This window comes from Actinoplanes flavus (assembly GCF_017592555.1).
Taxonomy (GTDB): domain Bacteria; phylum Actinomycetota; class Actinomycetes; order Mycobacteriales; family Micromonosporaceae; genus Actinoplanes; species Actinoplanes flavus.
Genome location: NZ_JAGFNS010000015.1, coordinates 116,209 through 138,684 on the forward strand (window position 1 = coordinate 116,209; position 22,476 = coordinate 138,684).

Annotated in this window: 25 protein-coding genes; 15 read left to right on the top strand and 10 right to left on the bottom strand. The window is 70.9% G+C overall.

Annotated features, from left to right (window positions below):
* Positions 1–40 precede the first annotated feature (40 nt).
* The 3 genes from J5X75_RS23105 to J5X75_RS23115 are packed head-to-tail and all read right to left on the bottom strand — an operon-like array spanning position 41 to position 3,214.
* On the bottom strand, positions 41–1,129 hold the full coding sequence (locus tag J5X75_RS23105) for an alcohol dehydrogenase catalytic domain-containing protein (RefSeq protein WP_208469581.1): 1,089 nt from the start codon (positions 1,127–1,129) through the stop codon (positions 41–43).
* 49 nt (positions 1,130–1,178) lie between these two features.
* A complete protein-coding gene (locus tag J5X75_RS23110) occupies positions 1,179–2,588 on the bottom strand; it encodes an aldehyde dehydrogenase family protein (RefSeq protein WP_208469582.1) in 1,410 nt (469 codons plus the stop codon).
* Complete coding sequence (locus J5X75_RS23115) at positions 2,585–3,214, bottom strand: TetR/AcrR family transcriptional regulator (protein ID WP_208469583.1); 630 nt, start codon at positions 3,212–3,214, stop codon at positions 2,585–2,587. Before J5X75_RS23115 ends, J5X75_RS23110 begins: the two co-directional genes overlap by 4 nt.
* Before the next feature lie 101 nt (positions 3,215–3,315).
* On the opposite strand from J5X75_RS23115, the gene J5X75_RS23120 reads away from it, so the two are divergent.
* On the top strand, positions 3,316–4,851 hold the full coding sequence (locus tag J5X75_RS23120; RefSeq protein ID WP_208469584.1) for a long-chain-fatty-acid--CoA ligase: 1,536 nt from the start codon (positions 3,316–3,318) through the stop codon (positions 4,849–4,851).
* On the opposite strand, the gene J5X75_RS23125 is transcribed toward J5X75_RS23120, so the two are convergent.
* Entirely contained in the window at positions 4,848–5,270 is a 423-nt protein-coding gene (locus tag J5X75_RS23125; RefSeq protein WP_208469585.1) for a (deoxy)nucleoside triphosphate pyrophosphohydrolase, read from the bottom strand. The genes J5X75_RS23120 and J5X75_RS23125 overlap by 4 nt on opposite strands.
* 183 nt (positions 5,271–5,453) lie before the next feature.
* Here J5X75_RS23125 and J5X75_RS23130 point away from each other — a divergent pair, with 183 nt between their 5' ends.
* The gene (locus J5X75_RS23130; RefSeq protein ID WP_208469586.1) at positions 5,454–5,765 is read left to right on the top strand and encodes a 4a-hydroxytetrahydrobiopterin dehydratase; all 312 of its coding nucleotides are present in this window, start codon (positions 5,454–5,456) and stop codon (positions 5,763–5,765) included.
* A 24-nt stretch (positions 5,766–5,789) separates the two neighbouring features.
* Complete coding sequence (locus tag J5X75_RS23135; protein ID WP_188119792.1) at positions 5,790–6,152, top strand: PH domain-containing protein; 363 nt, start codon at positions 5,790–5,792, stop codon at positions 6,150–6,152.
* A 6-nt stretch (positions 6,153–6,158) separates the two neighbouring features.
* On the opposite strand, the gene J5X75_RS23140 is transcribed toward J5X75_RS23135, so the two are convergent.
* Complete coding sequence (locus J5X75_RS23140) at positions 6,159–7,058, bottom strand: hypothetical protein (RefSeq protein ID WP_208469587.1); 900 nt, start codon at positions 7,056–7,058, stop codon at positions 6,159–6,161.
* A gap of 268 nt (positions 7,059–7,326) precedes the next feature.
* Between J5X75_RS23140 and J5X75_RS23145 the strand changes: the two genes are divergently transcribed.
* Positions 7,327–7,473: a hypothetical protein gene (locus J5X75_RS23145; protein WP_208469588.1), complete on the top strand. Its 147-nt coding sequence runs from the start codon at positions 7,327–7,329 to the stop codon at positions 7,471–7,473.
* Positions 7,474–7,614: 141 nt separating this feature from the next.
* Here J5X75_RS23145 and J5X75_RS23150 read toward each other — a convergent pair whose 3' ends face one another.
* Both J5X75_RS23150 and J5X75_RS23155 read right to left on the bottom strand, forming a co-directional pair.
* Complete coding sequence (locus tag J5X75_RS23150; protein WP_208469589.1) at positions 7,615–8,448, bottom strand: nucleotidyltransferase domain-containing protein; 834 nt, start codon at positions 8,446–8,448, stop codon at positions 7,615–7,617.
* Between the two features lie 25 nt (positions 8,449–8,473).
* On the bottom strand, positions 8,474–9,349 hold the full coding sequence (locus J5X75_RS23155) for a G5 domain-containing protein (RefSeq protein ID WP_208469590.1): 876 nt from the start codon (positions 9,347–9,349) through the stop codon (positions 8,474–8,476).
* A 187-nt stretch (positions 9,350–9,536) separates the two neighbouring features.
* On the opposite strand from J5X75_RS23155, the gene J5X75_RS23160 reads away from it, so the two are divergent.
* On the top strand, positions 9,537–9,995 hold the full coding sequence (locus J5X75_RS23160) for a MarR family winged helix-turn-helix transcriptional regulator (protein WP_208469591.1): 459 nt from the start codon (positions 9,537–9,539) through the stop codon (positions 9,993–9,995).
* A gap of 77 nt (positions 9,996–10,072) precedes the next feature.
* Entirely contained in the window at positions 10,073–10,684 is a 612-nt protein-coding gene (locus J5X75_RS23165) for a phosphatase PAP2 family protein (protein WP_307798215.1), read from the top strand.
* A 112-nt stretch (positions 10,685–10,796) separates the two neighbouring features.
* On the opposite strand, the gene J5X75_RS23170 is transcribed toward J5X75_RS23165, so the two are convergent.
* A complete protein-coding gene (locus J5X75_RS23170; protein WP_307798216.1) occupies positions 10,797–11,384 on the bottom strand; it encodes a TetR/AcrR family transcriptional regulator in 588 nt (195 codons plus the stop codon).
* 64 nt (positions 11,385–11,448) lie between these two features.
* On the opposite strand from J5X75_RS23170, the gene J5X75_RS23175 reads away from it, so the two are divergent.
* Positions 11,449–11,931: a GNAT family N-acetyltransferase gene (locus tag J5X75_RS23175; protein WP_208469593.1), complete on the top strand. Its 483-nt coding sequence runs from the start codon at positions 11,449–11,451 to the stop codon at positions 11,929–11,931.
* A 367-nt stretch (positions 11,932–12,298) separates the two neighbouring features.
* On the opposite strand, the gene ychF is transcribed toward J5X75_RS23175, so the two are convergent.
* Together ychF and J5X75_RS23185 are read right to left on the bottom strand one after the other, a co-directional pair.
* Positions 12,299–13,384, bottom strand: a complete 1,086-nt coding sequence (ychF, locus tag J5X75_RS23180; protein ID WP_208469594.1) for a redox-regulated ATPase YchF — start codon at positions 13,382–13,384, stop codon at positions 12,299–12,301.
* 22 nt (positions 13,385–13,406) lie between these two features.
* Positions 13,407–14,192 carry an alpha/beta fold hydrolase gene (locus tag J5X75_RS23185; protein ID WP_238488918.1) on the bottom strand — a complete coding sequence of 262 codons (786 nt, stop codon included), beginning with the start codon at positions 14,190–14,192 and terminating at the stop codon, positions 13,407–13,409.
* A gap of 73 nt (positions 14,193–14,265) precedes the next feature.
* Here J5X75_RS23185 and J5X75_RS23190 point away from each other — a divergent pair, with 73 nt between their 5' ends.
* From J5X75_RS23190 to J5X75_RS23225, 8 genes are all read left to right on the top strand, one after another.
* The gene (locus J5X75_RS23190; RefSeq protein WP_208469596.1) at positions 14,266–15,183 is read left to right on the top strand and encodes a hypothetical protein; all 918 of its coding nucleotides are present in this window, start codon (positions 14,266–14,268) and stop codon (positions 15,181–15,183) included.
* Between the two features lie 13 nt (positions 15,184–15,196).
* Positions 15,197–15,649, top strand: coding sequence for a hypothetical protein (locus J5X75_RS23195; protein WP_208469597.1), 453 nt, complete (start codon positions 15,197–15,199; stop codon positions 15,647–15,649).
* Positions 15,650–15,712: 63 nt separating this feature from the next.
* Positions 15,713–17,176, top strand: a complete 1,464-nt coding sequence (locus tag J5X75_RS23200) for a DNA-3-methyladenine glycosylase 2 family protein (protein ID WP_208469598.1) — start codon at positions 15,713–15,715, stop codon at positions 17,174–17,176.
* 145 nt (positions 17,177–17,321) lie between these two features.
* Complete coding sequence (locus tag J5X75_RS23205) at positions 17,322–17,816, top strand: methylated-DNA--[protein]-cysteine S-methyltransferase (RefSeq protein WP_208469599.1); 495 nt, start codon at positions 17,322–17,324, stop codon at positions 17,814–17,816.
* A 51-nt stretch (positions 17,817–17,867) separates the two neighbouring features.
* Positions 17,868–18,593 (top strand): protein DA1, encoded by a 726-nt coding sequence (locus J5X75_RS23210; protein ID WP_208469600.1) that lies wholly within the window; start codon positions 17,868–17,870, stop codon positions 18,591–18,593.
* Positions 18,594–18,825: 232 nt separating this feature from the next.
* The gene (locus J5X75_RS23215; RefSeq protein WP_208469601.1) at positions 18,826–19,545 is read left to right on the top strand and encodes a vWA domain-containing protein; all 720 of its coding nucleotides are present in this window, start codon (positions 18,826–18,828) and stop codon (positions 19,543–19,545) included.
* Between the two features lie 20 nt (positions 19,546–19,565).
* Complete coding sequence (locus J5X75_RS23220) at positions 19,566–21,260, top strand: protein phosphatase 2C domain-containing protein (protein ID WP_208469602.1); 1,695 nt, start codon at positions 19,566–19,568, stop codon at positions 21,258–21,260.
* The gene (locus J5X75_RS23225; protein ID WP_208469603.1) at positions 21,257–22,396 is read left to right on the top strand and encodes a protein kinase family protein; all 1,140 of its coding nucleotides are present in this window, start codon (positions 21,257–21,259) and stop codon (positions 22,394–22,396) included. Before J5X75_RS23220 ends, J5X75_RS23225 begins: the two co-directional genes overlap by 4 nt.
* Positions 22,397–22,476 lie beyond the last annotated feature (80 nt).

The following is a 22,476-nucleotide window of genomic DNA, read 5'->3' on the forward strand; positions in this document are numbered from 1 at the left end:
GCCGGCCGCGACATGGCCGGCTCCGGACGTTCGACAGCGGTCAGAGGAGGGCTACCGAGCGGGCGCCCTCGCCGCGGGACATGCGGTCGAAAGCGGCCGGGACCTCGGCCAGGCTGATCCGGTCGGTGATCAGGTGGTCGAGGTCGAGCTTGCCGTCGAGGACGTCGCGGGCCAGGGCCGGCACCTCGATGTCGGTGTCCGCCTGGCCGTACACCGATGCCTTGAGCGTGCGCGCCGACGAGAAGATGTCGAGCGCGCCCAGCTGGACCATGTCGTCGGCCGCGCCCATGCCGACCACGGTGACCTGGCCGCCGCGCCGGGTGGCGCGCCACGCGGCGCGGATGGTCGACGCCCGGCCGACGCATTCGATGGCGTGATCGGCGCCGAGCCTGCCGGTCAGGTTGCGGATGTCCTTGGACAGGCTGTCCGAGGAGACCACGAAGTCGGTGGCGCCGGCCGCCTCGGCCAGTCCCTTCTTGGCCTCGGTGACGTCGACGGCGATGACCTTGCCGGCGCCGGCCGCGCGGGCCGCGGCGACCGCCGACAGGCCGACTCCGCCGAGGCCGATGACCAGAACCGATTCGCCGGCCCGGACCTGGGCGGTGTTGCGGACCGCGCCGCTGCCGGTGAGCACCGAGCACCCGAGCAGGGCGGCCAGTTCGAAATTCAGTTCCTTCGGTACGGGAATGACCGCGTTCTCCGGGGCCACCACCTGTTCCGCGAAGGCGCCCAGCCCGAGGGTGACGTGGACCGGCGCCCCGTCCAGGGTGAGCCCGTTCTCCAGGGCCGCGACACCGGACGAGGTGCTGCACAGCCACGGCTGGCCGTGCTCGCAGAACCAGCACGTCCGGCAGGCCGGCTGCCAGTTGAGGACCACGTGGTCGCCGACCTTCGTACGCGTGACGTGCTCGCCGACCTCGACCACTTCGCCGGCCGCCTCGTGACCGAGCACGAGCGGGTGCGGCGGGCGCAGCGTACCGTTGATCATGGAAAGGTCGGAGTGGCAGACGCCGGCCGCACGGACCTCGACCCGCACCTGGCCCGGCCCGATCTCGGGCAGCCGCAGCTCGACGAGCTCGGCTGGCACGCCCGCACTGCGAACGACCAGGCCCCGCATGTAGTGGCTCATCGCGCTGCCTCCGCTCCGCTTCGGCATCCCGCCGAGCCGAATGATCCGCTCATCGCTGGATCGCCTTCACCTGCTGGAATTCGGCCAGGCCGTACGCGCCCAGCTCACGACCGATACCGGACTGCTTGTAACCGCCGAACGGGGCGAACGGGTTGAACGCCCCGCCGTTGACGTCGACCGCTCCGGTACGCAGTCGGCGCGCCACGGCCAGGGCCCGCTCGTCGCTGCCCCAGACGGCGCCGGCCAGGCCGTACCTCGAATTGTTGGCGATCGCGACGGCCTCGTCGTCGGAATCGAAGCCGATGATCGACAGGACCGGGCCGAAGATCTCCTCCTGGGCCAGTTCGCTGTCGGGGTCGACGTCGGCGAAGACGGTCGGCGCGACGAAGTGGCCGGTGGCGGGCACCGGCGCGTCCAGCCCCCCGGCGACGAGACGGGCGGAGGCCCGCTCGATGAACCCGCGGACCCGGTCCCGCTGCCCGGCCGAGGCGAGCGGGCCGAGCCGGGTGGCCGGGTCGAACGGGTCGCCGAGGGTGTAGCCGGCGGCCGTCTTGGCGGCCAGTTCGACGGCTTCGTCGTAGTGGGACCGGTGGACCAGCATGCGGGTCCACGCCGTACACGTCTGGCCGGAGTTGAGGAAGGCGTTGCCGACGCCGACCTTGACCGCTTTGACCAGGTCGGCGTCTTCCAGGATGACGTTGGCGGACTTGCCGCCCAGTTCCAGCGACACCCGGGCGACGCGGTCGGCGGCGGCGTGGCTGATGGCCCGGCCGGTGGCGGTGGAGCCGGTGAACGACACCATGTCGATGTCCGGGTGCCCGGCGATGGCCGCGCCGACCACCGGGCCGGTGCCGCTGACCAGGTTGAGGACGCCGGCCGGCAGGTCCGCCTCGGCGGCCGCGTCGGCGAGCAGGAACGCCACGAGCGGGGTCATCTCGCTGGGCTTGAGCACCACCGTGTTCCCGGCTGCCAGGGCCGCGCCGACTTTGGCGACGACCTGGTGCAGCGGGTAGTTCCACGGGGTGATGGCGCCGATCACGCCGACCGGCTCGTGCACCACCAGGGAGTTGCCGATGGTCTCCTGCGCCCACGGCTGGGCGGCGAGTTCGGCGTACCCGGCGAGGACGGTGAGCGGCAGGCCGGCCTGGACCGCCTTGGCGATCTTGAGCGGTGTGCCCAGTTCCAGGCCGACGATCCGGGCGATCTCGTCGGCGCGGGCGGCGAGCGCCCGGTGCAGGCGCCCGAGGGCCGCGCCGCGGTCGGCGGCCGGCAGGTCCGCCCAGCCGGGCAGGGCGGCGCGGGCCGCCGAGACGGCGAGATCGACGTCCTCGGCCGTGCCGGCCGGCACGTGCCCGAACACCTCCTCGGTGTACGGGTTCTCCACTCCGATCCGTTCGCTGGATTCCGGGGGCACCCACGCGCCCCCGATCCAGAGCTCGTCACGGTGGACCGGCGTCATCGGCGTACCCCCAGGTCGTAGCGGTCGGACAGGCTGGTGATCAGGAGGTCCAGCCCGAGTTCGAAGGCGCCCTCGTCGACCGCGGCCCGGTGGGCCGCGAGTTCGTGGGCGCGATGCAGGTGTGGATAGTGGTCGTACAGCTCCGGGTCGGCGTCGAAGCCGAGGGCGAAGGAGCCCAGCGCGGAGCCGGTGATCAGGTAGCGCATCAGCGCGCCGATGTGGGTGGCCCGGGCCCGGGACCAGCCGGCGTCGATCAGCGCGCCGTAGACCGCCTCGGCCATGGCCAGGCCGGCCGGGCGGCGGCCGGGACCGGTGGCCAGCACGGGCACGATGTTCGGGTGCGCGGCGAGGACCGCGTGGTACGACTTCGCCCACAGCCGCAGGGCCGTACGCCAGTCGTTGCCGTGGAACACCGAGATGTCGACCTGCGCGACCACCGCCTCGGCGACCGCGTCGACGATCTCCGCCTTGGTGGCGAAGTGGTTGTACAGCGACGGGCCCTGCACTCCCAGTTCGGTGGCGAGGCGCCGCATCGAGCAGGCCTCCAGTCCTTCGGCGTCGATCAGGACGGCCGCCGCCTCGACGATGCGCTCCTTGGTGAGCAGCGCCTGCCGGGGCCTGGCCATGGGAGCTCCCTGCGAGAAAACCGAAATCAACACTGGACGTGTAAAAACTTACGCCGCTAGTTTAAGCACAGCTGCGACGTACATCACTTAGGGAGATCAGCATGACGACGCTATCCCTCGCCACGGTTCTGGCCGAAGCCGCGCGCCGGTACCCCGAGAAGGTGGCGATCGTCGACGCCGGCGGAGAGCGCATCACCTATCGCGAGCTGTGGGCGCAGACCCGCGCGTACGCGGCGGGCCTGCGCGAGCTGGGCGTCGGGCCGGGCGACACGGTGGCGATCATGATTCCCAACGTGGGCGACTTCCCCCGGGTCTACTTCGCCGCGCTGGCCGTCGGCGCCCGGATCGTGCCGGTCTCGCTGCTGCTCAACGCCGAGGAGGTCGGCTACGTGCTGACCGACAGCGGCGCGAAGCTGCTGGTCACCCACTCGGCGTTCCTGGCGGCGGGCGCTCCCGCGGCGGCCGCGGCCGGCACCGCGCTGGTCAACGTCGGCCCGCTCCCGGCCGATCTGCCGCAGTACCCGCCGCGGCTGGAGGAGATCTCGGCGACGGTGGAGCCGCTGCGGACCTACGTGACCCGCGAGGCCGAGGACGTCGCGGTGATCCTCTACACCAGCGGGACGACGGGCAAGCCCAAGGGCGCCATGCTCACGCACCTCAACCTGGTCATGAACGCGGCCGTGAACGTGTTCGACGTGCACCCGCTGACCGGTGACGACGTGGTCCTCGGCTGTCTGCCGCTGTTCCACACGTTCGGCCAGACGGTCGGGATGAACGCGACCTTCCGGCTCGGCGGGACGCTGGTATTGCTACCCCGGTTCACCGGTGAGGCGGCGATCGAGCTGATGCTGAGGGAGAAGGTGACGATCTTCCACGGCGTGCCGACCATGTACATCGGCCTGCTGGAGGCGGCGGCGAAGGCGGAGACCCTGCCGCGGCTCAAGCTGTGCGTCTCCGGTGGCGCCTCGCTGCCGGTCGCGGTCCTGGAGAAATTCGCCGGAGCCTTCGGCTCGACGATCTGGGAGGGGTACGGACTGAGCGAGACCTCCCCGACCGCGACCACCAACCAGCCGTCGTTCGGGGCCAAGCCCGGTACGGTCGGGCACCCGATCTGGGGTGTCGAGGTGGAGATCGCCCGGCCGGAGGTGCCGGAGCGGATCGAGTTCCTGCCGGACGGCGAGCTGGGCGAGATCGTGATCCGCGGCCACAACGTCTTCGCCGGCTACCTGAACCGCCCGGAGGCGACCGCCGAGGCGCTGATCGACGGCTGGTTCCGCACCGGCGACCTGGGCGTACGGGACGAGAACGGCTTCATCAGCATCGTCGACCGCACCAAGGATCTGATCATCCGCGGCGGCTTCAACGTCTACCCGCGTGAGGTCGAGGAGGTGCTGGCCCGGCATCCGTCGATCCAGCAGGTCGCGGTGATCGGCGTGGCCGACGAGACCCTGGGTGAGGAGATCTGTGCGGTCGTGGTGCCGGCGGACCAGACCCTGACCGAGGCCGAGCTCATCGAGTGGTCGAAGGAGCGGCTCGGCAAGCACAAGTACCCGCGGCAGGTCCGGTTCACCGAGTCGCTGCCGCTGGGCCCGAGCATGAAGGTGCTGAAGCGGGAGCTGCGTAAGCAGTACTCCTAGACGAGCAGCGGCGGCAGCTCCGCCACGATCGGCACGTCGGCGGGCAGCCACGGGACGCTGTCCAGCTGGTCCACGGTCAGCCAGCGCATGGAGCGGTGCTCCAGCGCCTCCGGCACGTCGCCACCGAGCAGGGTGACGGCGTAGACGCGGAGTACGGCCCGGCCGTGGGCCAGTGGCACGTCGGGGCCGACCCGGTCGCCGACCTCCACCCGTACGCCGAGCTCCTCGGCACACTCGCGGGCCAGCGCCTGGCGCTCGGTCTCCCCCGGTTCGACCTTGCCACCCGGGAACTCCCACCGCCCGGCCGCCTCCGGCGGGGAGCTGCGCTCACAGGCCAGGACCCGGCCGGCGGTAATGATCACAGCAGCCACGATCACCCTGGGTGATGGGGCGCGCTTGACGTACTGTTCGGGCCGCATGCGATCAAAGATCGCACAGAAGTTCATCGTTCAGGTTGCCCACTGGTGCCCTGATCGTCACGCAATCACGGATATGTGGCCGTGGACACCAGTGTCCGGACGGACGAAACTGTGGGGCACCGACCATGACGACACGGCGACAGTTCGGCCACAAGCCGGCAACGACGCTAGGGGGGTGCGGCAGTGCGGGCCAGAAGACGCCGGGACTCCGGCGCGGATTATCTCAGCGACGCCCTTGCGCTACTGAGCGGCTGGACCCGTGACGGGGTGCAGCTCCGCCGGGACCTGGCATGTGACGACAGTCAGCACGCCGCGTTGACCGAGCGGATCAAGGTCGCGGCGGACACTCTTCACATCAGGCCGACCATTCGGCGCGTCGACGGTCACACTCAGATCAGCCTGGGGCCGCAGGACGGTTCGACCATCACCGACGGTGAGGTCACCCTGGCGGCCCGTATCGAGGATTTCTACCGCACCGTGGTCGGAAGGCCGTAGAACGGGCGGACTACGCTGCGCCGCATGACTGACGTGGCGTACGACAACAAGGGCCAGCTCGAGCAGATCCAGAGCGGTCTGCTGGAGGGCGAGCAGATCATCGCGGTCTACGACGCGATCGGCGCCGGCACCGGCTTCATCGGCCTCACCAGCCGGCGGATCATCATCCAGGACAAGTCCTTCGTCGGTAAGCGCTTCGCGATCACCAGCATCCCCTACTCCAAGGTGAGCAGCGTCAGCGTGATCAGCAACAAGAGCTGGGCCGGCCAGTTCTTCTCCTCCGGCACGATCGGCATCACCGTCGGCACCCACGTGTACGAGATCGAGTTCCGTGGCTCCGACAAGGCGCACCACGTGCACAACCTGATCCTGTCGCACGCCTCCTGACCGGGTTCAGTGCCCGCCGACCGCCTGCGTGAGATCCCAGACGTAGCGGCGGCCGGCGGGTTCCTCGTCCCGCCACACCACCTCCCACCGGCCGCGGGCGTCGCGTTCGGGTTCGGTCATCCGGCCGTACCCCTGTCGTTCCTTGACGCTCGGCGGCTGATCGCTGTCCGGGAAGCTGAAGGTCACCTGGAAGCGGGTGAAGGCGGACGGGGTGCCGCTCGCGGTGGGCAGGCGGTCCTCCCAGACCAGCTGGTCCCAGCCGCGTTCGCGCAGTGGCCGCCACAGTCCCCGCGGACGGTATTCGACCTGCCATTCGGTCGGCGTGGTCATCGCCGGGTCGAAGATGAGCCAGACCCGCAGCAGCCGGGCCTGTTCCAGGGGCAGCGCGGTGATGGTGCCGCCGACCGGCCGCAGCGTCTTGAACGAGATCTCGTCGAGGAGGGCCGGCCGGTCGGTGTCGGTGGGCACGATCGGGCGCATGGTCCGGTGGGTGACCAGCGGCTCCGGGGTGGTGACCCGCTGCTCCACGATGCGGTCGCTGTCGTCGTCGTCGCCGATCGCGACGAGCACCTCGAGGGTCTCGGTGAAGAGCGGCTTCTCCCGGTCGCTGATCCGCTGGATGGCGTCCAGGTAGTGCTGATGGCCGGCCTGCTGGAGGGCGAGCCGGCCGGTGGTCTCCCGCAGGTCGGCTCGCAGGTCGCGGATCCGGACGACGAAGGCGAGCTGCCACAGCCGGGCCGCGAAGTAGATCAGGCAGGCGAGGGAGATCGCGGTGAGTGCCCACTGGCCGATCCGGGTGGGTATCTCGACGAGCTGCGCGACACCCGATGCCAGACCGATGAGCACGACCGAGGCGTTCAGGGTGCCCCTGAACAGTGCGCGATACGTCGATGGTGTCTCCGGCATCGCCCTAATGATGGCGAAGTGATCGTTACCGACAAATCCTCACATAGAGTGAATGATCACGGCACGGGACGCCTGTTCACCCGATGTCCGGTGACCGATCAGGGGAAGGGCCATGCCAGACCGGCCCACCTCCACGGTTACCCGCGAGTAGCCATTGCTCGCCGATCCCGGCCCGCCGCATGCTACCGGGAAGTCATCGCCATCGATCGGGTAACGCCGTTCGATCCTCGACCCCCGGAGGCGATCACCGGTGCTCACCCACCTACCGATGCCGTTGACCCACCGATACCGGGCGGAACTCTTCGGCCACGACCCGGATCCGGTCCCGCCGCCGCGCGGTCACCACACCGTCTTCGCGGTGGCGGTGCTGTTGTCGGTGGCGCTGGTGGGTCTCGCCACGGTCGTTCTGCACTGACCGGGACGAAGACCCACGTCAACGTCAGCTGCCGCCTTCGCCGCCCTTGCCGGACATGGTTCTCCTCACACCTGTGTTGCGGATTCGATCTCAGGCTAGCGATCCGGCACGCGGATGGCGGCGAACTCCCGGGAACCGCGGTCAGCGCAACATCGCCGCGCACGCGTCGGTGGTCTCCAGGACCAGATCGGCGGCCAGATCGATCGCGGCGGTGAGGCGTACCGGATCGCCGTCGACCGTGGCGAACACGGTGTCCATCCGGGTCTTGAACCGGGCCGGCGCGCCGGGCAGCACGGCCGCGGCGGCGACCGCGCCCTTCTCGTTGATCAGCCAGTGGCCGGCCGCGCCGTGCAGCGCGTGCGCCAGCACACCGGCCATCCGGAACAGGCACCCCGCGACGTACGCGCTGTCGCCGCGGGACACCGCCTTGCGGGCCAGCCCGATCAGGAAGTCGGCCTCCCACAACCCGGCCACCAGGGCCTCGGCCAGCGGCCTCGGGTAGACCCGCATCCCCGCCCGGAGTTCGGCCAGCTCACCGGAGGGATCGGCCAGGATGCGGCTGGAGGCCAGTTCACCGGGGTACGAGAAGTCGGTCACGCCCAGCGGATGGCCGGCCTGGACGTGGAACGCGTACCGGCCCCGCTCGGCGTCGGCCCAGCAGGCCCGGACCCGGTCGACGTCCCGGTAGATCCAGTCCACCGCGCCGCCGTCGACGGTCAGCCAGCCGCCGCCGTCCACCCACGGACCCCATTCGCCGGGCGCCGTGACCCGGGCGCCCGGCCCGGCCACCTCCTCGGCCAGTTCGCCGAGGCGCCCGGTGTCCAGCGACCCCCGGTAGTAGAGGCCGAGGTCGGTGTCGGATTCCGGGGCGTGCGTGCCAGCGGCCCGGCTGCCGCCGAGCACCACCCCGACCACGCCGGGCACGGTGACGAGGCGCTCGGCCAGCCCGGCCAGACGGGCATCGGTCAGTCCCATGTCCCCGATCATCGCCCCGCGGCGATCAGCACAGGGAGGCGGGTTCCAGGCGTACGCCGTCGAGCAACTCCTCACCGGCCGCCAGCAGGTCCTCCTCGGTCACGAGGGTCGCGGGCGCCGGGGTCACCGGAGTTCCGGGCGCCGGGGTGGTCGCCGGGCCGGGGGTCGCCTCCGGTGGGCACACCGCGGCACGCCCCATCGGCACGCAGAGGTCCAGCGCGTGCTCGCACGCCGGGTCCAGGGCCGACCGGCGGAGGGCGCCGAAGACGACGACCCGGTTCTCCGGTTTCCGGGTGACGGTCCTGCCGAGCAGCCGCCGCGCGGTCTGCTTGCCGTCGGTGAGGGTGACCAGGTACCGCGCGGTCTCCTCGCCGGGCACGCCGGGCGACCGCACGAACCGGGTGCCACGCGGCAGCGCCGGGTCGCGGACCACCTTCGTCCGGAACGGGATGACCCGGGTCCGTTCGTCGGTGCGGGTGGTGACGACCGGGCCGGCGGCCGGTTCCCGCCGGTCCCGGCCGGCGCGCTTGCCGCGGGGGTGCGCGGGCCGCGGCCCGGTCCGGTCGGCGCGCTCGTCGGCTACCCGGGCACGGCTCAGCTGGTCGGTGCCGGCCGGCTTCCCGGGGGGTGCCGGCGGCGGCGGGGTGTGACCGTGGCGTTTGGGCAGCGGCTGGGCGGCGGCCGCGGCACGGCTGACCACCTCCGGGTCCTCCTCCAGCCGGGCGGCGCCCGGGTCCGGCGCGGTGGCCGCCTCGGCGGTGGCCGCGGCCGGCGTCCCGTCCGAGCCGGTCATCGTGGAGATCCCCGCCGCTCCGCCGCCGACGAGCACGACCAGCGCGCCCGCACCGGCGGCCATCCGGACGCCGAACGGCAGCTGGGCCCACCAAGACTTTCGTGGCATTTCGAGCAGATGCTGCCAAGAGTCACTAGTTGTCTGGTTTTGCACCAAAGCATTGTTACCTTCTCCGGCGCGCAGGCAAGTTCCCAGCGGGTCACCCGAATCGGGGACCCGCGCAGCCCGCGACCGGGCTCACGCGTTGCCCCGGCGAGCCGCAGAATGGTTCGTGCTCCGGTCGTAGGATCGATCCATGTCCCCGACCGGCCCTGTACCGCTCAGCCCGGACGAGGAGGCCGTGATGCGGGCGCTCGGCCGGTTCCTGCTGGTCATGCCGCGTGCGCTGGACGCTGATCTGATGCGCGAGCAGCGCATGTCCGCCAGCGAGTACGCGGTGTTGCGCCACCTCTCCGAGACCCCCGGCCAGCTGATGCGGATGAGCGAACTGGCCACCGCGTGTGATATGTCACTGAGCGGGATGACCCGGCTCGCCGCGAAACTCGAGTCGCTCGGCCACCTGCGCCGGATCCGCTGCCAGGAGGACGCCCGCGGCGCCAACGCCGTCCTCACCGAGAAGGGGCTGGCCCGTCTGCGCGAGGCCTGGCCCACCCATCTGGCCAGCGTCCGGCGCCACATCTTCGACCACCTCGGCGACCTCGACCTGAAAGCCCTGGCCGCCGCCTTCGAGGCGATGGCGAGACCGGAGGACTGAGCCCCTCCTTCCGCGGGCGAAACGCCCTGTAACCGGTGTTCAGCGGCTTGCTCCGCCGCGGTTGCGATGATGGGGACGTGATCAACGCTGTCGCCGAGGATCGCCGGAACGCTCTGGACCGGCTCGCCACCGTCCTCTCCGAGGTGCTCGCCCCAGCGGTCCTGGTGGCCGTTCTGCTGTTGACGGTCGGCTGGCACGCCGGCGACACCCCCGGCGTCTCCCGCTGGTGGGGCCTGCCCGGAGCGCTCTTCGCCGCGGTGATCCCGCTCGGCTACGTGCTGCACGGCGTCCGCAAGGGACGGCTCACCAACCACCACATCCCGGAACGCGCCGCCCGGCGGATCCCGCTGCTGTTCGGCACCGCCTCGCTCATCGCCGGCCTGCTGCTGATGATCGCCCTCGGCGCCCCGCGCGAGGTCCTCGCCCTGCTCACCGCGGGCGGCGCCGGTCTCGCCGTGTTCGCCCTGGTCACCCACTGGTGGAAGATGTCCATCCACGCCGGCGTCGCCGCCGGCACGCTCACCGCGCTCACCGCGGTCTACGGCCCGCTCGTCCTCATCGGCACCCCGCTGGTGCTGCTCGGCTGCTGGGCGCGGGTCCGGCTCACCGCGCACACGCCCGCTCAGGTGGTGGCCGGGGCGCTGGCCGGCGTGATCATCGCGGGCACGATCTTCCCGGCGCTGCGCTGAGGACCTGTCCCGGTACGCCTACCGGAGAAGCCGCTGCGCGAAGGAGCGGCCTCGTCGCCGGCCCGGACCGTAGCGCCCGCGCCGGGCGTGCGCGCCCGGTCACCCTCGAAGATCACATGAGCCCGTACGCGGTCAGGGCGGCGTCCAGCATCCGCTCCTGATCGGCTGCCGGAAAGGCGCCCGGGTCCGCCGCCGCGTAGGCCGCCATCCCCTCGGTCATCGCGATCAGCGCCAGCGCGACGGTCGCCACCCGCTCCGCACTCCACTCCGGAACGGCGGCCGCGGTGAGCCGCTCGACCCGCTCCCGCCAGGCCCGGTTGTTGCGCCGGTGCTCGGCGATCAGCTCGTCGTCGGCGACCGCCCCGGCCAGGAAGCCGATCCACACGACCGCCTCCTGCCGGGTCCGCTCGTCGAGGGCCATCCCCTGACGCAGCACCGCGCGCAACGCCGCCCGCGGCGTGGCGGCCGCCGCCTCCAGCGTCTCCACCCGCTCCCGGGTGACCCGGTGCAGCAACTGCCGGGCGTGCAGCAGCAGCGCCCGCCGGTTCGGGAACCGGTGCATGACCAGCCCGGTCGTGCACCCTGCGGCGGCCGCCACGGCGCGCACCGTGAGCCGCTCCAGCCCCTGCTCGGCCAGCACGCTCCACACCGCCCGGGACAGCGCCTCACCCTGCGCCGACCGATCCGCCGTCCGTGACACGACTCTCACCCTCCTCGATCCATAACCGATGTTACCGTAACGCCTGTTACGAATGGAGGACGCCATGACCTGGACCATCGAAGCCCGGCCCTGGGACGACGCCGACGGCACCGCGCTCCGCGCCGCCCAGCGCGCCGAACTCGACGCCCGCTACGGCTCCGACGACCACGAACCCGGCACCCCGCCCTCGGCCGGCGACATCGACCTGTTCCTGGTCGCCACCGACCCGGCCACCGGCCGCCCGGTCGGCTGCGGCGCCCTGCGCCGGCTCACCACCACGACAGCCGAGGTCAAGCGGATGTACGTGGCGCCCGGCAGCCGCGGCTCCGGCGTCTCCACGGCGATCCTGCGCGCCCTGGAACAGGCCGCCGTGGACCGCGGCTGGACCACCATCCGCCTGGAGACCGGCCCGGCCCAGCCGGACGCGATGCGCTTCTACGAACGCGAGGGCTACCACGAGATCCCGCTGTTCGGCGCATACATCGGCTCCGAACTCTCGGTCTGCTACGAGCGCTCCCTGACCCCTACCGGTTCACCGATCCCCTGACCGCATGCACCGTTGTCCGCCAGAACGCCCGTGTGCCCGAATGCGCCCGGTTCGCCCTAAAGCGTGATCTCGCACCGAAGCGGGAGCCGTGTCGGCTCACTCAACGTGAGACTGAGTCGAGTTTCCCGCCAACCAAGGAGGCAGCAATGTTCAGGCCCTTTTTCATGCTTTTCAGCGACCCCGACGGCTTCAAGTTCTTCGACCTCGGCGACACCGGGCGCGCGCTTTTCGATGCGGGCTCCAACCTCTTCTGAGACCGTTGCCGCCGGGCCGGGCACGCACCCGGCCCGGCGGTGTCCCTCGAAGCCGCTCACAGCCCGATGACCAGCCTCCGGAAGGCGGTCTGGCCGGTGTCGATGCTGCGGTACTACACGTTGAAGCGGAACTCGACGACGTCGCCGTCCTTCATGACGTAGTCCTTGCCCTCCATGCGGACCTTGCCGGCGGCCTTGGCGGCCGACATCGAACCGGCCGCCATCAGGTCGTCGAAGCTGACGATCTCGGCCTTGATGAAGCCGCGCTGGAAGTCGGAGTGGATGACACCGGCGGCCTCGGGGGCGGTCGCCCCGACCGGGATCGTCCAGGCGCGGGCCTCCTTCGGGCCGGCCGTGAGGTAGGTCTGCAGGCCCAGGGTGTCGAACCCGACGCGGATCAGCCGGTTCAGGCCGGGCTCCGACTGGCCGGTCGACTGGAGGAGTTCCAGGGCCTCGTCCTCGTCCAGCTCGATCAGCTCGGACTCGATCTTCGCGTCCATGAAGACCGCCTCGGCCGGGGCGACCAGGGCACGCAGCTCGTCCAGGAACGCCTCGTTGCCCAGTTCGGCTTCGTCGACGTTGAACACGTACAGGAAAGGTTTGGTGGTGAGCAGGTGCAGCTCGCCCAGCAGATCCAGGTCGATGCCGGCGGCGCCGGCGCCCTGATAGAGGGTGACCCCGTCGTTGAGCAGCTTGAACGCGGCCTCGGCAGCGGCCACCGCGGCGGCCTTCTCCTTCTTGAGCTTGGCCTCCTTCTGCAGCCGGGGCAGCGCCTTCTCGACCGTCTGCAGGTCGGCGAGGATCAGCTCGGTGTTGATCGTCTCGATGTCGTCGGAGGGCGACACCTTGCCGTCGACGTGCAGCACGTTCGGGTCGGAGAAGGCCCGCACCACCTGGCAGATCGCCGACGCGTCACGGATGTTCGCGAGGAACGCGTTGCCCCGGCCCTGACCCTTCGACGCGCCGCGGACCAGGCCGGCGATGTCGACGAAGCTCACCGGCGCCGGCAGGATCTTCTCGCTGCCGAACAGCTCGGCCAGCTTCCCGAGCCGCTCGTCGGGCAGGCCCACCACGCCGACGTTGGGCTCGATCGTCGCGAACGGGTAGTTCGCGGCGAGCACGTCATTCTTGGTCAGGGCGTTGAACAGGGTGCTCTTGCCGACGTTGGGCAGGCCGACGATTCCGATGGTGAGGCTCACGGAACGCCAGTCTACGCAGTGACTAACAGAAGAACTTCCGCAGTTCGGCAGCGACCAGCCCGGGTCGGCCGCTGTCGTCGGCGGCGACATGACCCACGCCGGTCAGGGTCACCCGCCGCACTCGCGGCAGGACCGGCTCGAGGCCGTTCAAGACCCCGGTGAGGTACGCCGGGGAGCGCTCGCCGCCCAGCAGGAGGGTCTCCGCCGTGACGCCCGCGTAGGTGCTCAGCGGGCCGGCCGCGTCCTCGATGACCGCCGCGTCCAGGCGCATCGTCGGGATCAGGTCGCCGATCCGGCGGCCCTCGCCGGCGCGCAAGGCCAGGCCGATCATCGGTATCAGGGCCGCGCGAGGCGCGTACCGGAGATCGCCTGTCCCTTTGACGACGGTGACGAACGCAGCGGCCCGGCGACCCCGGGCCAGCTCCTTCTCGAATCTCGGCAGCCAGGCGACCGGGTCGTGGTCACCGCGCTTGAGCGGCGGCTCGTAGAGCGCGAGCCGCTCGATCGGCAGCTCCATGGCGGCGCGCAGCGCGATCACCGCGCCCGAGCTGAGGCCGAACACGTTGCGCGCCCCGGTCTCGTCGAGCAGCGCCGCCAGGTCGTCGATCTCGGCGCGCAGGCCGTGGCCGGGCGCGGCCGGACCGCTGAGCCCGCGGCCGCGCCGGTCCGGGACGTAGACGGTGAAGTCGGGCGCGAGGGCCTGGGCCAGCTTCGTGAAGTTCGCCGAGGTCTGCATGCCGCCGTGCAGGAGCACGACCTTGGGGCCGCCACCGAGGGCGCGCCACCGGATGTCCGTCCTTGCCGCCATCACCTTCATGCTGTCAACCGTAGTTGACAGCCGCGATCCGCGTCAACCACGGTTGACAGTAGGGTCTCCGGACATGCGCCCTCGCTTGATCGCCGAGACGACCGGCCACCCCGGCGAGTTCTGGCCGATCGCCACCGGCGGATGGATGACCACGCACTACAACGCCGACCACCTCTGGGTTCTCGACCGGCGGCTCAACGTGACCGCGACGTACCCGATTGACGACGGCTTCCCGCACACCGACGGCCGGCATCTCGCCCTGATCGGCGACGACGAGATCACCGCCACCGACCTCCGTGGCCGCACGATCTGGCGCCGATCCGTACCCGGCGTCAGAGCCTGCGTCTTCAGCGGCGACCTGCTGTGGACGATCGCCGGCGACCTGACGACCGCAATGCACCGCACGACAGGCGAGCCGGTCGGCGAAACACGGCTCGGACCCGACAACGCGGTGGTCGAGTTGATCACCGCGTTCGCGGACGACCGCGCCGTCGTGCAACTACGGCACGCGGACGGCTCCGGCCTACGCGACTGGCTGCTGACCGCCGACCGCACCGGAGTACGAGCGACCGAACTCCCATCCCGCTTCCTCGACAGCCACTCCGACGGATCCCGCTACCTGGCAGCCGCCGCCGGACGGCTCACCATGCGCGACGTGACGACCGGCGCGGTGACCGCCACCCGCAGCGACGAGGAGATCGGCGGACCGGACGCCATCCTGTCCCGAGACGCCGTCAACGTCTCCGGCAACCTCGTCGTCGCCGGCATCGAGGACCACTCCGCCTGGTGGTGGCGGCACGTCCTGCTCTGCGCGGACACACTCCAGCCCCGCTCGGTCCTCGACTACTCCCGGCCCGGTGAGCCGTACCAGATCGTCCGCTCGGCAGAGCCCGGCACATGGCTGACCAGCACCGACGACGGCGTACACCTGTGGGGACTCGACGGCCCACTCGACACCGATCCCCTCCCCGGGCAGCTCGCCCTCTGGTAGGACACTGTTCGACGTGGACGAGCACCTCCGGAAAGGCCAGATCATCCAGGCCGTCAAGGTCTACCGGGACAGCTTCCCGCCGGAGACACGACCCGGACTCAACGACGCCCTGGAAATCGTTCTCCAGCGCCGCGACGAGCTCGCCGCGCCCGGCGAGATCGAACCCGAGCCACCGGCGCCGACGATCGACGACCTCGCGGCGCGCGCTGTCATGGCCGGACCCGTCCATGCCGTGGAACTCGTCTGGGACGGCGACACGTTCGGCTGGATCGAAGACATCGTCGCGGTCGTCGAACGGCCCGGCCCCGAAAACCCCCGCTACACCGGGCACCGCCTCCACGCCTGCCGAGGCGGCGACGGTGACGACATCGGGCGACAGCTCGCCGAACGGCTCGCCGTGCCGTACTGGAACCCGGCGCCCGACGCGCCCGACCTCGACGCGCCCCGGTGGTGGAGCCGGCACTGACCGGCACGGTTGTGTCCGAATCCCGCCAGCCGAGACAGGCCGGAGCGGGGCAGACTCGACGGCATGGAGCTGGACTTCGAACGCTGCTACCGGGCCGTCGACAGCCGCGACCAGCGGTTCGACGGATGCTTCTACACGGCCGTACGCACCACCGGCATCTACTGCCGGCCGTCCTGCCCGGCCGTCACCCCCAAACGCCAGAACGTCTCGTTCTACCCCAGCGCGGCCGCCGCACAGCGCGGCGGCTACCGGGCCTGCCGACGGTGCCGGCCCGACGCCGCCCCCGGCTCACCGGAATGGGACAGCCGCGCCGACACCGTCGGACGGGCCATGCGGCTCATCGGCGACGGCGTCGTCGACCGGGAAGGAGTACCCGGACTCGCCGGTCGACTCGGCTACACCGAACGGCACCTGCACCGGATGCTCACCGCCGAACTCGGCGCCGGACCACTCGCGCTCGCCCGGGCCCAGCGCGCCCAGACCGCACGCATCCTCGTCGAGACGACCGACCTCGGGCTCGCCGACATCGCGTTCGCCGCCGGGTTCGGAAGTGTGCGGCAGTTCAACGACACCATGCTCGAGGTGTACGCGCAGGCCCCCAGCCAACTGCGGGAACGGCGGCCCGCCGAACGGGGCGAGGCGGGAGTGGTCAACCTGCGGCTCGCGTACCGGCAGCCGCTGCACGCGGAGGCACTGCTGTCGTTCTTCGCGGCCCGGACCCTGCCTGGCGTGGACGAGGTGGACGGGGAGACGTACCGGCGAGGGCTGAACCTGCCGCACGGCGGCGCGGAAGTCGCGCTGCGGCCGGGAGACCGGTGGGTGCACGCGACGCTGCGGCTCGAGGACGTACGGGATCTGGCGCCGGCGGTGGCTCGGTGCCGGCGGTTGTTCGATCTCGATGCTGATCCGGTGGCGGTGGATGCGATGTTGGGGGCGGATCCGGGATTGCGGGAGGTGGTGGCGGCGGAGCCGGGGGTGCGGGTGCCGCGGGCGGTGGACGGGTTCGAGATGGCTGTCCGGGCGGTGGTGGGGCAGCAGGTGAGTGTGGCGGGGGCTCGGACGACGCTGGGGCGGATACTGCGTTTCGCGTCGGCTTCGGCTTCGGGGGAACCCACCCCCATCCCCCAAACCGATACCACGCCCGGCCGCCTGGCCGGCTTCCCGGCCGCGGACACCGTCGCCAACCTGCCCGACCAAGCCTTCGGCATGCCGGCCGCCCGCCGCGACACCATCCGCGCCCTGGCCCGGGCGGTGGCCGACGGCGAGCTCGACCTGGACCCCGGCGCCGACCGGGCGGAGACCGCCGCCCGCCTGACCGGCCTGCCCGGCATCGGCCCGTGGACCGCCGGTTACATCGCCATGCGCGCGACCGGCGACCCCGACGTCTTCCTGGCGACCGACCTGGCCGCCCGCCGCGGCGCCACGGCGCTGGGTCTGCCGGACACGGCCGGAGCATTGGCCGAACACGCGGAACGTTGGCGTCCCTGGCGTTCCTACGCGTTGATCCGTCTCTGGCGCGCGGCCTGAATCGGAATCTACCCCGTTCCACCCCGGGACGAGGCGTTGTCCACATTGGCGGCCCCGCTGTCCCGGTTGTCCACAGGCGGACCGGATTTCCGCCCACGCCCCCGGAAAACGCGCCACGCTGGTGGCCCCTCGTGAGGAGAAGACGATGTTGAAGTATTCGACGGTGGACACTCCGGTCGGCCCGTTCACGCTGGTGGTCAGCGCGGCCGGGGCGGTGCGGGCGGCCGGTTTCACGACCGATGTGCCGGAGTTGCTCAGCCTGGTGCATCCGATGCTGCTGGAGCCGGTGCAGGCGGTCGACGCGACCGCGGCCGACGAGTCCGTCCTGGCATATCTCGATGGTGACCTGACGGCGATCGACGCGGTGCCGGTGGAGCAGCACACGGCCGGCGCGTTCATGCGGCAGGCGTGGCAAGTAATGCGGGGCATCAAGCCGGGCGCCCCGGTGACCTATACGGCTTTCGCCGAGTTGTCGGGGCGTCCGGCGGCGGTGCGGGCGGCCGCGGCGGCGTGTGCCCGCAATCCGGTGGCGCTGTTCACGCCATGCCATCGGGTGCTGCGGACGGACGGTTCGCTGGGCGGCTACCGGTGGGGTCTGGGGGTGAAGGAGTGGCTGCTGAAGCACGAGTCGGGCGATTGAGGCGCTGGCGCGGGGCGGGCACACTGCACGTGACCGCCGCGCGGAGGTGTCATGGGGTTCGCGGAGTGGCTCGCCGCCTATCGTCGTCTGGCGTCGAGGGTGGTGCACGTCTGTTCGGTGTGCGGCCGGCCGATGACGTCGTCGTTCTATCGGGCGGCGACCGGGGAGACGTATTGCGCCCGGCATGTGGGCGAGCGGTCGTGCCTGTGCTGTGGCATGCCGTCGGATCCGAGACTGGCCATGGAGATTCCGTTGTGCGGTCGTTGTGCGGCGACGGCGGTGCGGGATCAGGCCGCGGTGAAGCGGGTGCTGCCGCCGATCGCGAAACGGATCCGGGCGCTGTCGATCCGGACGACGACGCCGGTGCGGGTGCGGCTGGTGGGGCGCGACGAGTTGCGCGGCCATCACCCGGAGGGTGCGAACGCGCTGGGTATGACGATTTCGATGGGCACCCGGGTGCTGGATCTGATGGTGGTGCGGGATCTGCCGTTGGTTCAGTTCGGTTCGACGGTGGCGCACGAGGTGATGCACGCCTATCTGGCGCAGCAGGGTTTCGGGGTGTTGCCGCCGCCGGTGGCGGAGGGCCTCTGTCAACTGCTCGCCTACGCGTGGTTGCGGGATCAGCCGGATCCGCTGGCCGCGGTGGAGCGGCGCCGGATCGCGGAGGATCCGGGACCGGTCTATGGGGACGGTTTCCGGGCGGCGCGGGCCGCGTCTCAGCGGTTGGGGGTCCGGGCGATGCTCGATCACGTACGCCGGAACGGCTCGTTTCCATGATCGGAGAATGCGGATCACGTGATGCGGTCGAGGATGTGGATGATCGTCCGGTAGGCGGCAGCCGAATCGGTGATTTCGCCGGGTTGGCGTCCAACCTGGAGGGGCGAATCTGGCATCGGGTGGGCGGGCCTCGATAGGCTCACGCACAACGTCGCAGCTATTGATCTTCATCGTGGGGCGGGATCCCCGACTTTGCCAGCACAATTCCTGACCTAGCAGCGCAGGAGCGGATATGGCCGACTCACGACAAGCAAACGACGACAGGGTTCTGGCTCTGGCGTTCTATCTCCTGGTCGACGTCTCCTATTCGATGGACGGCGCGCCGCTGAACGCGGTGAACAAGATTCTTCCGGAGGTCATCGACACGATCGAGGAGAGCCCGACGCTCGGCGACATAGTGCGGTTCGGTGCGCTCGACTTCGCCGATGACGCGCGGACCGTTCTGCCGCTCGGGGATCTGCGGGACGTGGAGAGCATCCCGAATTTCACGGCCCGAGGCGGCACGTCGTATGCGGCGGCCTTCCGCCAGCTTCGTAAGGACATCGAGCACGATCTGGCGCAGTTGAAGAGCGACGGCTACAAGGTTTACCGGCCGGCGGTCTTCTTCATCACCGACGGCGCGCCGACCGACAACATGTCTGATGTGCAGGCGGCGTTCAACGATCTGACCGATCCGGGCTTCCGGGGCCGTCCCAACATCATTCCGTTCGGGGTGACGGCGTCGCTGTCGAAGGCGGTGCTGGATCCGTGGGTGTCGCCGAAGCCTGCGGAGAGCAACAAGGCGATGCGCAGTTACGTCTACAACGGGGACGGTGACGCGGCGACGGCGATCAAGCAGATCGCCGAGGTGCTGATCAGCAGCATCGTGGCGTCGGCGACGTCGGTGAACGACGCGGGTGCGGCGGGCGGGTTCGTGCCTCCGGACGACGACGACCTGGACGACTGGATCTAGCGCGGGGACGACGGATCGGCATGGTCAATCGGAGGAAGCCGCAGGAGCCCGAGCCGACGAAGGTGGACTACCCGCCGCATGTCCCGGCGAACCGGCCGGAGTCGTGGGAGGAGACCTGGGAGGAGCCGCCGGAGAGCGGGCCGTCCGGCCGGGCGTTTTCCGAGCTGGAGGCGCTGGCACCGGTCCGGCGCCCACCGGGGCCGGGTCAGGTGTATGTGTCGCGCCGGCATGAGGTGGATCGGTACGACGAGCTGGACGAGGACGCGCGGTATGCCGATCCGGGTCCGCCGCAGGATCCTTATGAGTCGGCCGAGCCGGTGCCGTTCGAGACGCCACCACACCACTACGACGGGGGCGGGCAGGGCTACGACGGGGGCGGGCACTTCGAACGCGACCCGCGAGGCCAGGAGCGGCACCCACAGGACCAAGAGCGGCATCCACAGGGCCAGGAGCGCGGCGCACAGGGCCAAGAGCGGCACCCACAGGGCCAGGAGCGCGGCACACAGGGCCAGGAGCAGCACCCACACGACCAAGAGCGCGACGCACAGGGCCCGGAGCAAGACGCACAAGGCCAAGGTCGCGGCGCACAGGGCCGAGAGCGAGACCCACAGGGGTACGAGGAACCGCGCCGCCACGAGGAAGAGCCCCCGTCCGGCGGCGAGGTGACCGCTCCGGAGGAGGAGTGGGACACGGCGCCCGCACCGCGGCGGCTCGAGGGGGACGAGGATCGGGCCCGTCCGTGGGAGCGGTATCCGAACGACCGCTGGGTGGTCGGTGACGCCGGGAACCAGCCGGCGGTGCGGCCGCGGGTGCCGCACAAGTTCCGCAATCCGCCGCCGGACACGGTGATCGACGGCGCGGAGATCGGCTCGATCTCGTATCGGGCGGCGTCGGTGCGCGGGATCAGTCATCAGGAGCGGGGTGAGCCGCGGCAGGACGCGTACGCCGTGCATTTCACCCGTGATCAGGACTGGCTGGTGGGGTGCATCTCGGACGGGGTGTCGCAGGGGACGCGTTCGCACGAGGCGGCGGCGGCGATCTGTGAGCGGATCAGCCGTGCCCTGGTGGATCACCTGATCGCGTCGCCGCCGTCGGCGGACAGCGGGCGCTGGCCGGAGGAGATCGGGAGCATCCGGTGGAAGGACGCGGTCCGGTCGGCGAATGCCGCGGTGTGTGAGCTGGCCCGGCCGTACCTGCGGAAGTCGGCGCAGAAGCGGGGTGGGCCGCCGCCGGTGGATCCGGCGGAGCCGGTGCCGTTCGCGCAGGCCCGGCTGATCATGTCGGGGACGGCGCTGGCGTTCGTGGTGGCGACGGAGCCGTCGCCGAACGGCACGTTTCGGGCGATGTTGGCGAATGTGGCGGGTGATTCGGCGGCGTTCGTGGTGCAGGACGGGCACTGGCTGCCGCTCACGATGATCAAGAACGAGGGTGAGGCGATCTTCTCCAGTTCGGTGAAGGCGCTGCCGGCTGACACCCCGGTGCACGCGAAGCCGTTCTATCTGGAGCCGGGCCAGCCGTTGATCATGATGACGGACGGGCTCGGTGATCCGCTGGGGGCGGCCCGGGGCGCGGTGAGCCGGTTCCTCGGCACGCAGTGGCACACGCCTCCGGATCTGCTGGCGTTCGCGCAGCATCTGGCGTTCTACCGGAAGACGTTCACCGACGACCGTACCGCCGTGGTGGTGTGGCCGGGCCCGGTCCGGAGCGGGAGATGACCGCTCCGCTGGAGTTGACGCTGGGACAGCTCGGCCGTCTGGACGAGCTGGCCCGCGGCGGCACGGCGACCGTCTATCTCGCCCCGGAGTTGCGGCTGCCGGGCCTGGGTGACGAGCGGTTCGTCTACAAGAAGTACAACGAGGCCACGAAGCAGAGCGCGGGACCGTCGCTGGGCACCGGTCTGTCGAATTTCGTGCGGTTCCGGGAGCGGCTGCCGGAGGAGCAGCGGGAGGCGTGGGACGCACGGATCATCTGGCCGGTGTCGGTGGTGCTGGACGATTCCGGCGCCGCCGACGGGGTGATCATGCGGTTGATCCCGGAGCGGTATTTCCAGGAGTTCACCAAGCGGGCCGGCGGGGTGAACCGGAAGCCGCGTGAGGTGGAGACGCTGTTCGGCGACGACGTGACGTCGGCGCGGAAGGGGCTGGCGTGGGTCGATCTGCCGGCGCGGATCCGGTTGATCCGGGCGATCGCGGCGGCGTACGGGATGATGCACAAGCAGAACGTGGTGGTGGGCGACATCTCCGGCCGCAACATCATCTACGACCCGGATCCGGCCCGGCCGAGCATCATGGTGGTGGATGTCGACAGCGCCCGGATCAAGGGCAACCGGGCGGTTTTCGGGATGCAGCCGCACACCCCGAACTGGCAGCCACCGGAGGCGCTGCTGGCCAGCGCGGCCCTGCAACGGGCGTCGCGGTCGTCGCCGTCCCCGCCGGTGGAGATGCTGGACCGGCTGCGCAGCCGGTGGGCGATCCAGACGACGGCCACGGACGTGTACAAGTTCGCCCTCATGACGGTGCGGATCCTCAGCAACGGCCGGGGTGGCGCGGTGAGCCGGGATCCGGCGCGGGCACGCGGCGTTCTGAAGGCCCGGATCGGCGACACCGCCGCGGACCTGCTGGACGCGAGTTTCTCCGACGACGCGAAGCAGCGGCCGACCATGCGCGACTGGTACGACGCCCTCCAGCATCGCAAGCCGGGCTCGAGGACGCCGTCTCCGCGGGTGGCCGCGGACGAGACGCCGGCGGCGCAGAAGACGTCCACGCTGCTGGCGAACGGTCATCAGGTCGGCCAGTGGGTGTGGGTCGAGGGCCAGGGCTGGGTCCGGCGCGGCTCCCGGCCGCGGCCTTAGAGCCGGTCCGGGTGGTTGCCGTCCAGTGCGGAGGGACGGCGGAAACGCCTGGCCGGACCGGCCCGGTGGTCCTACGCTGA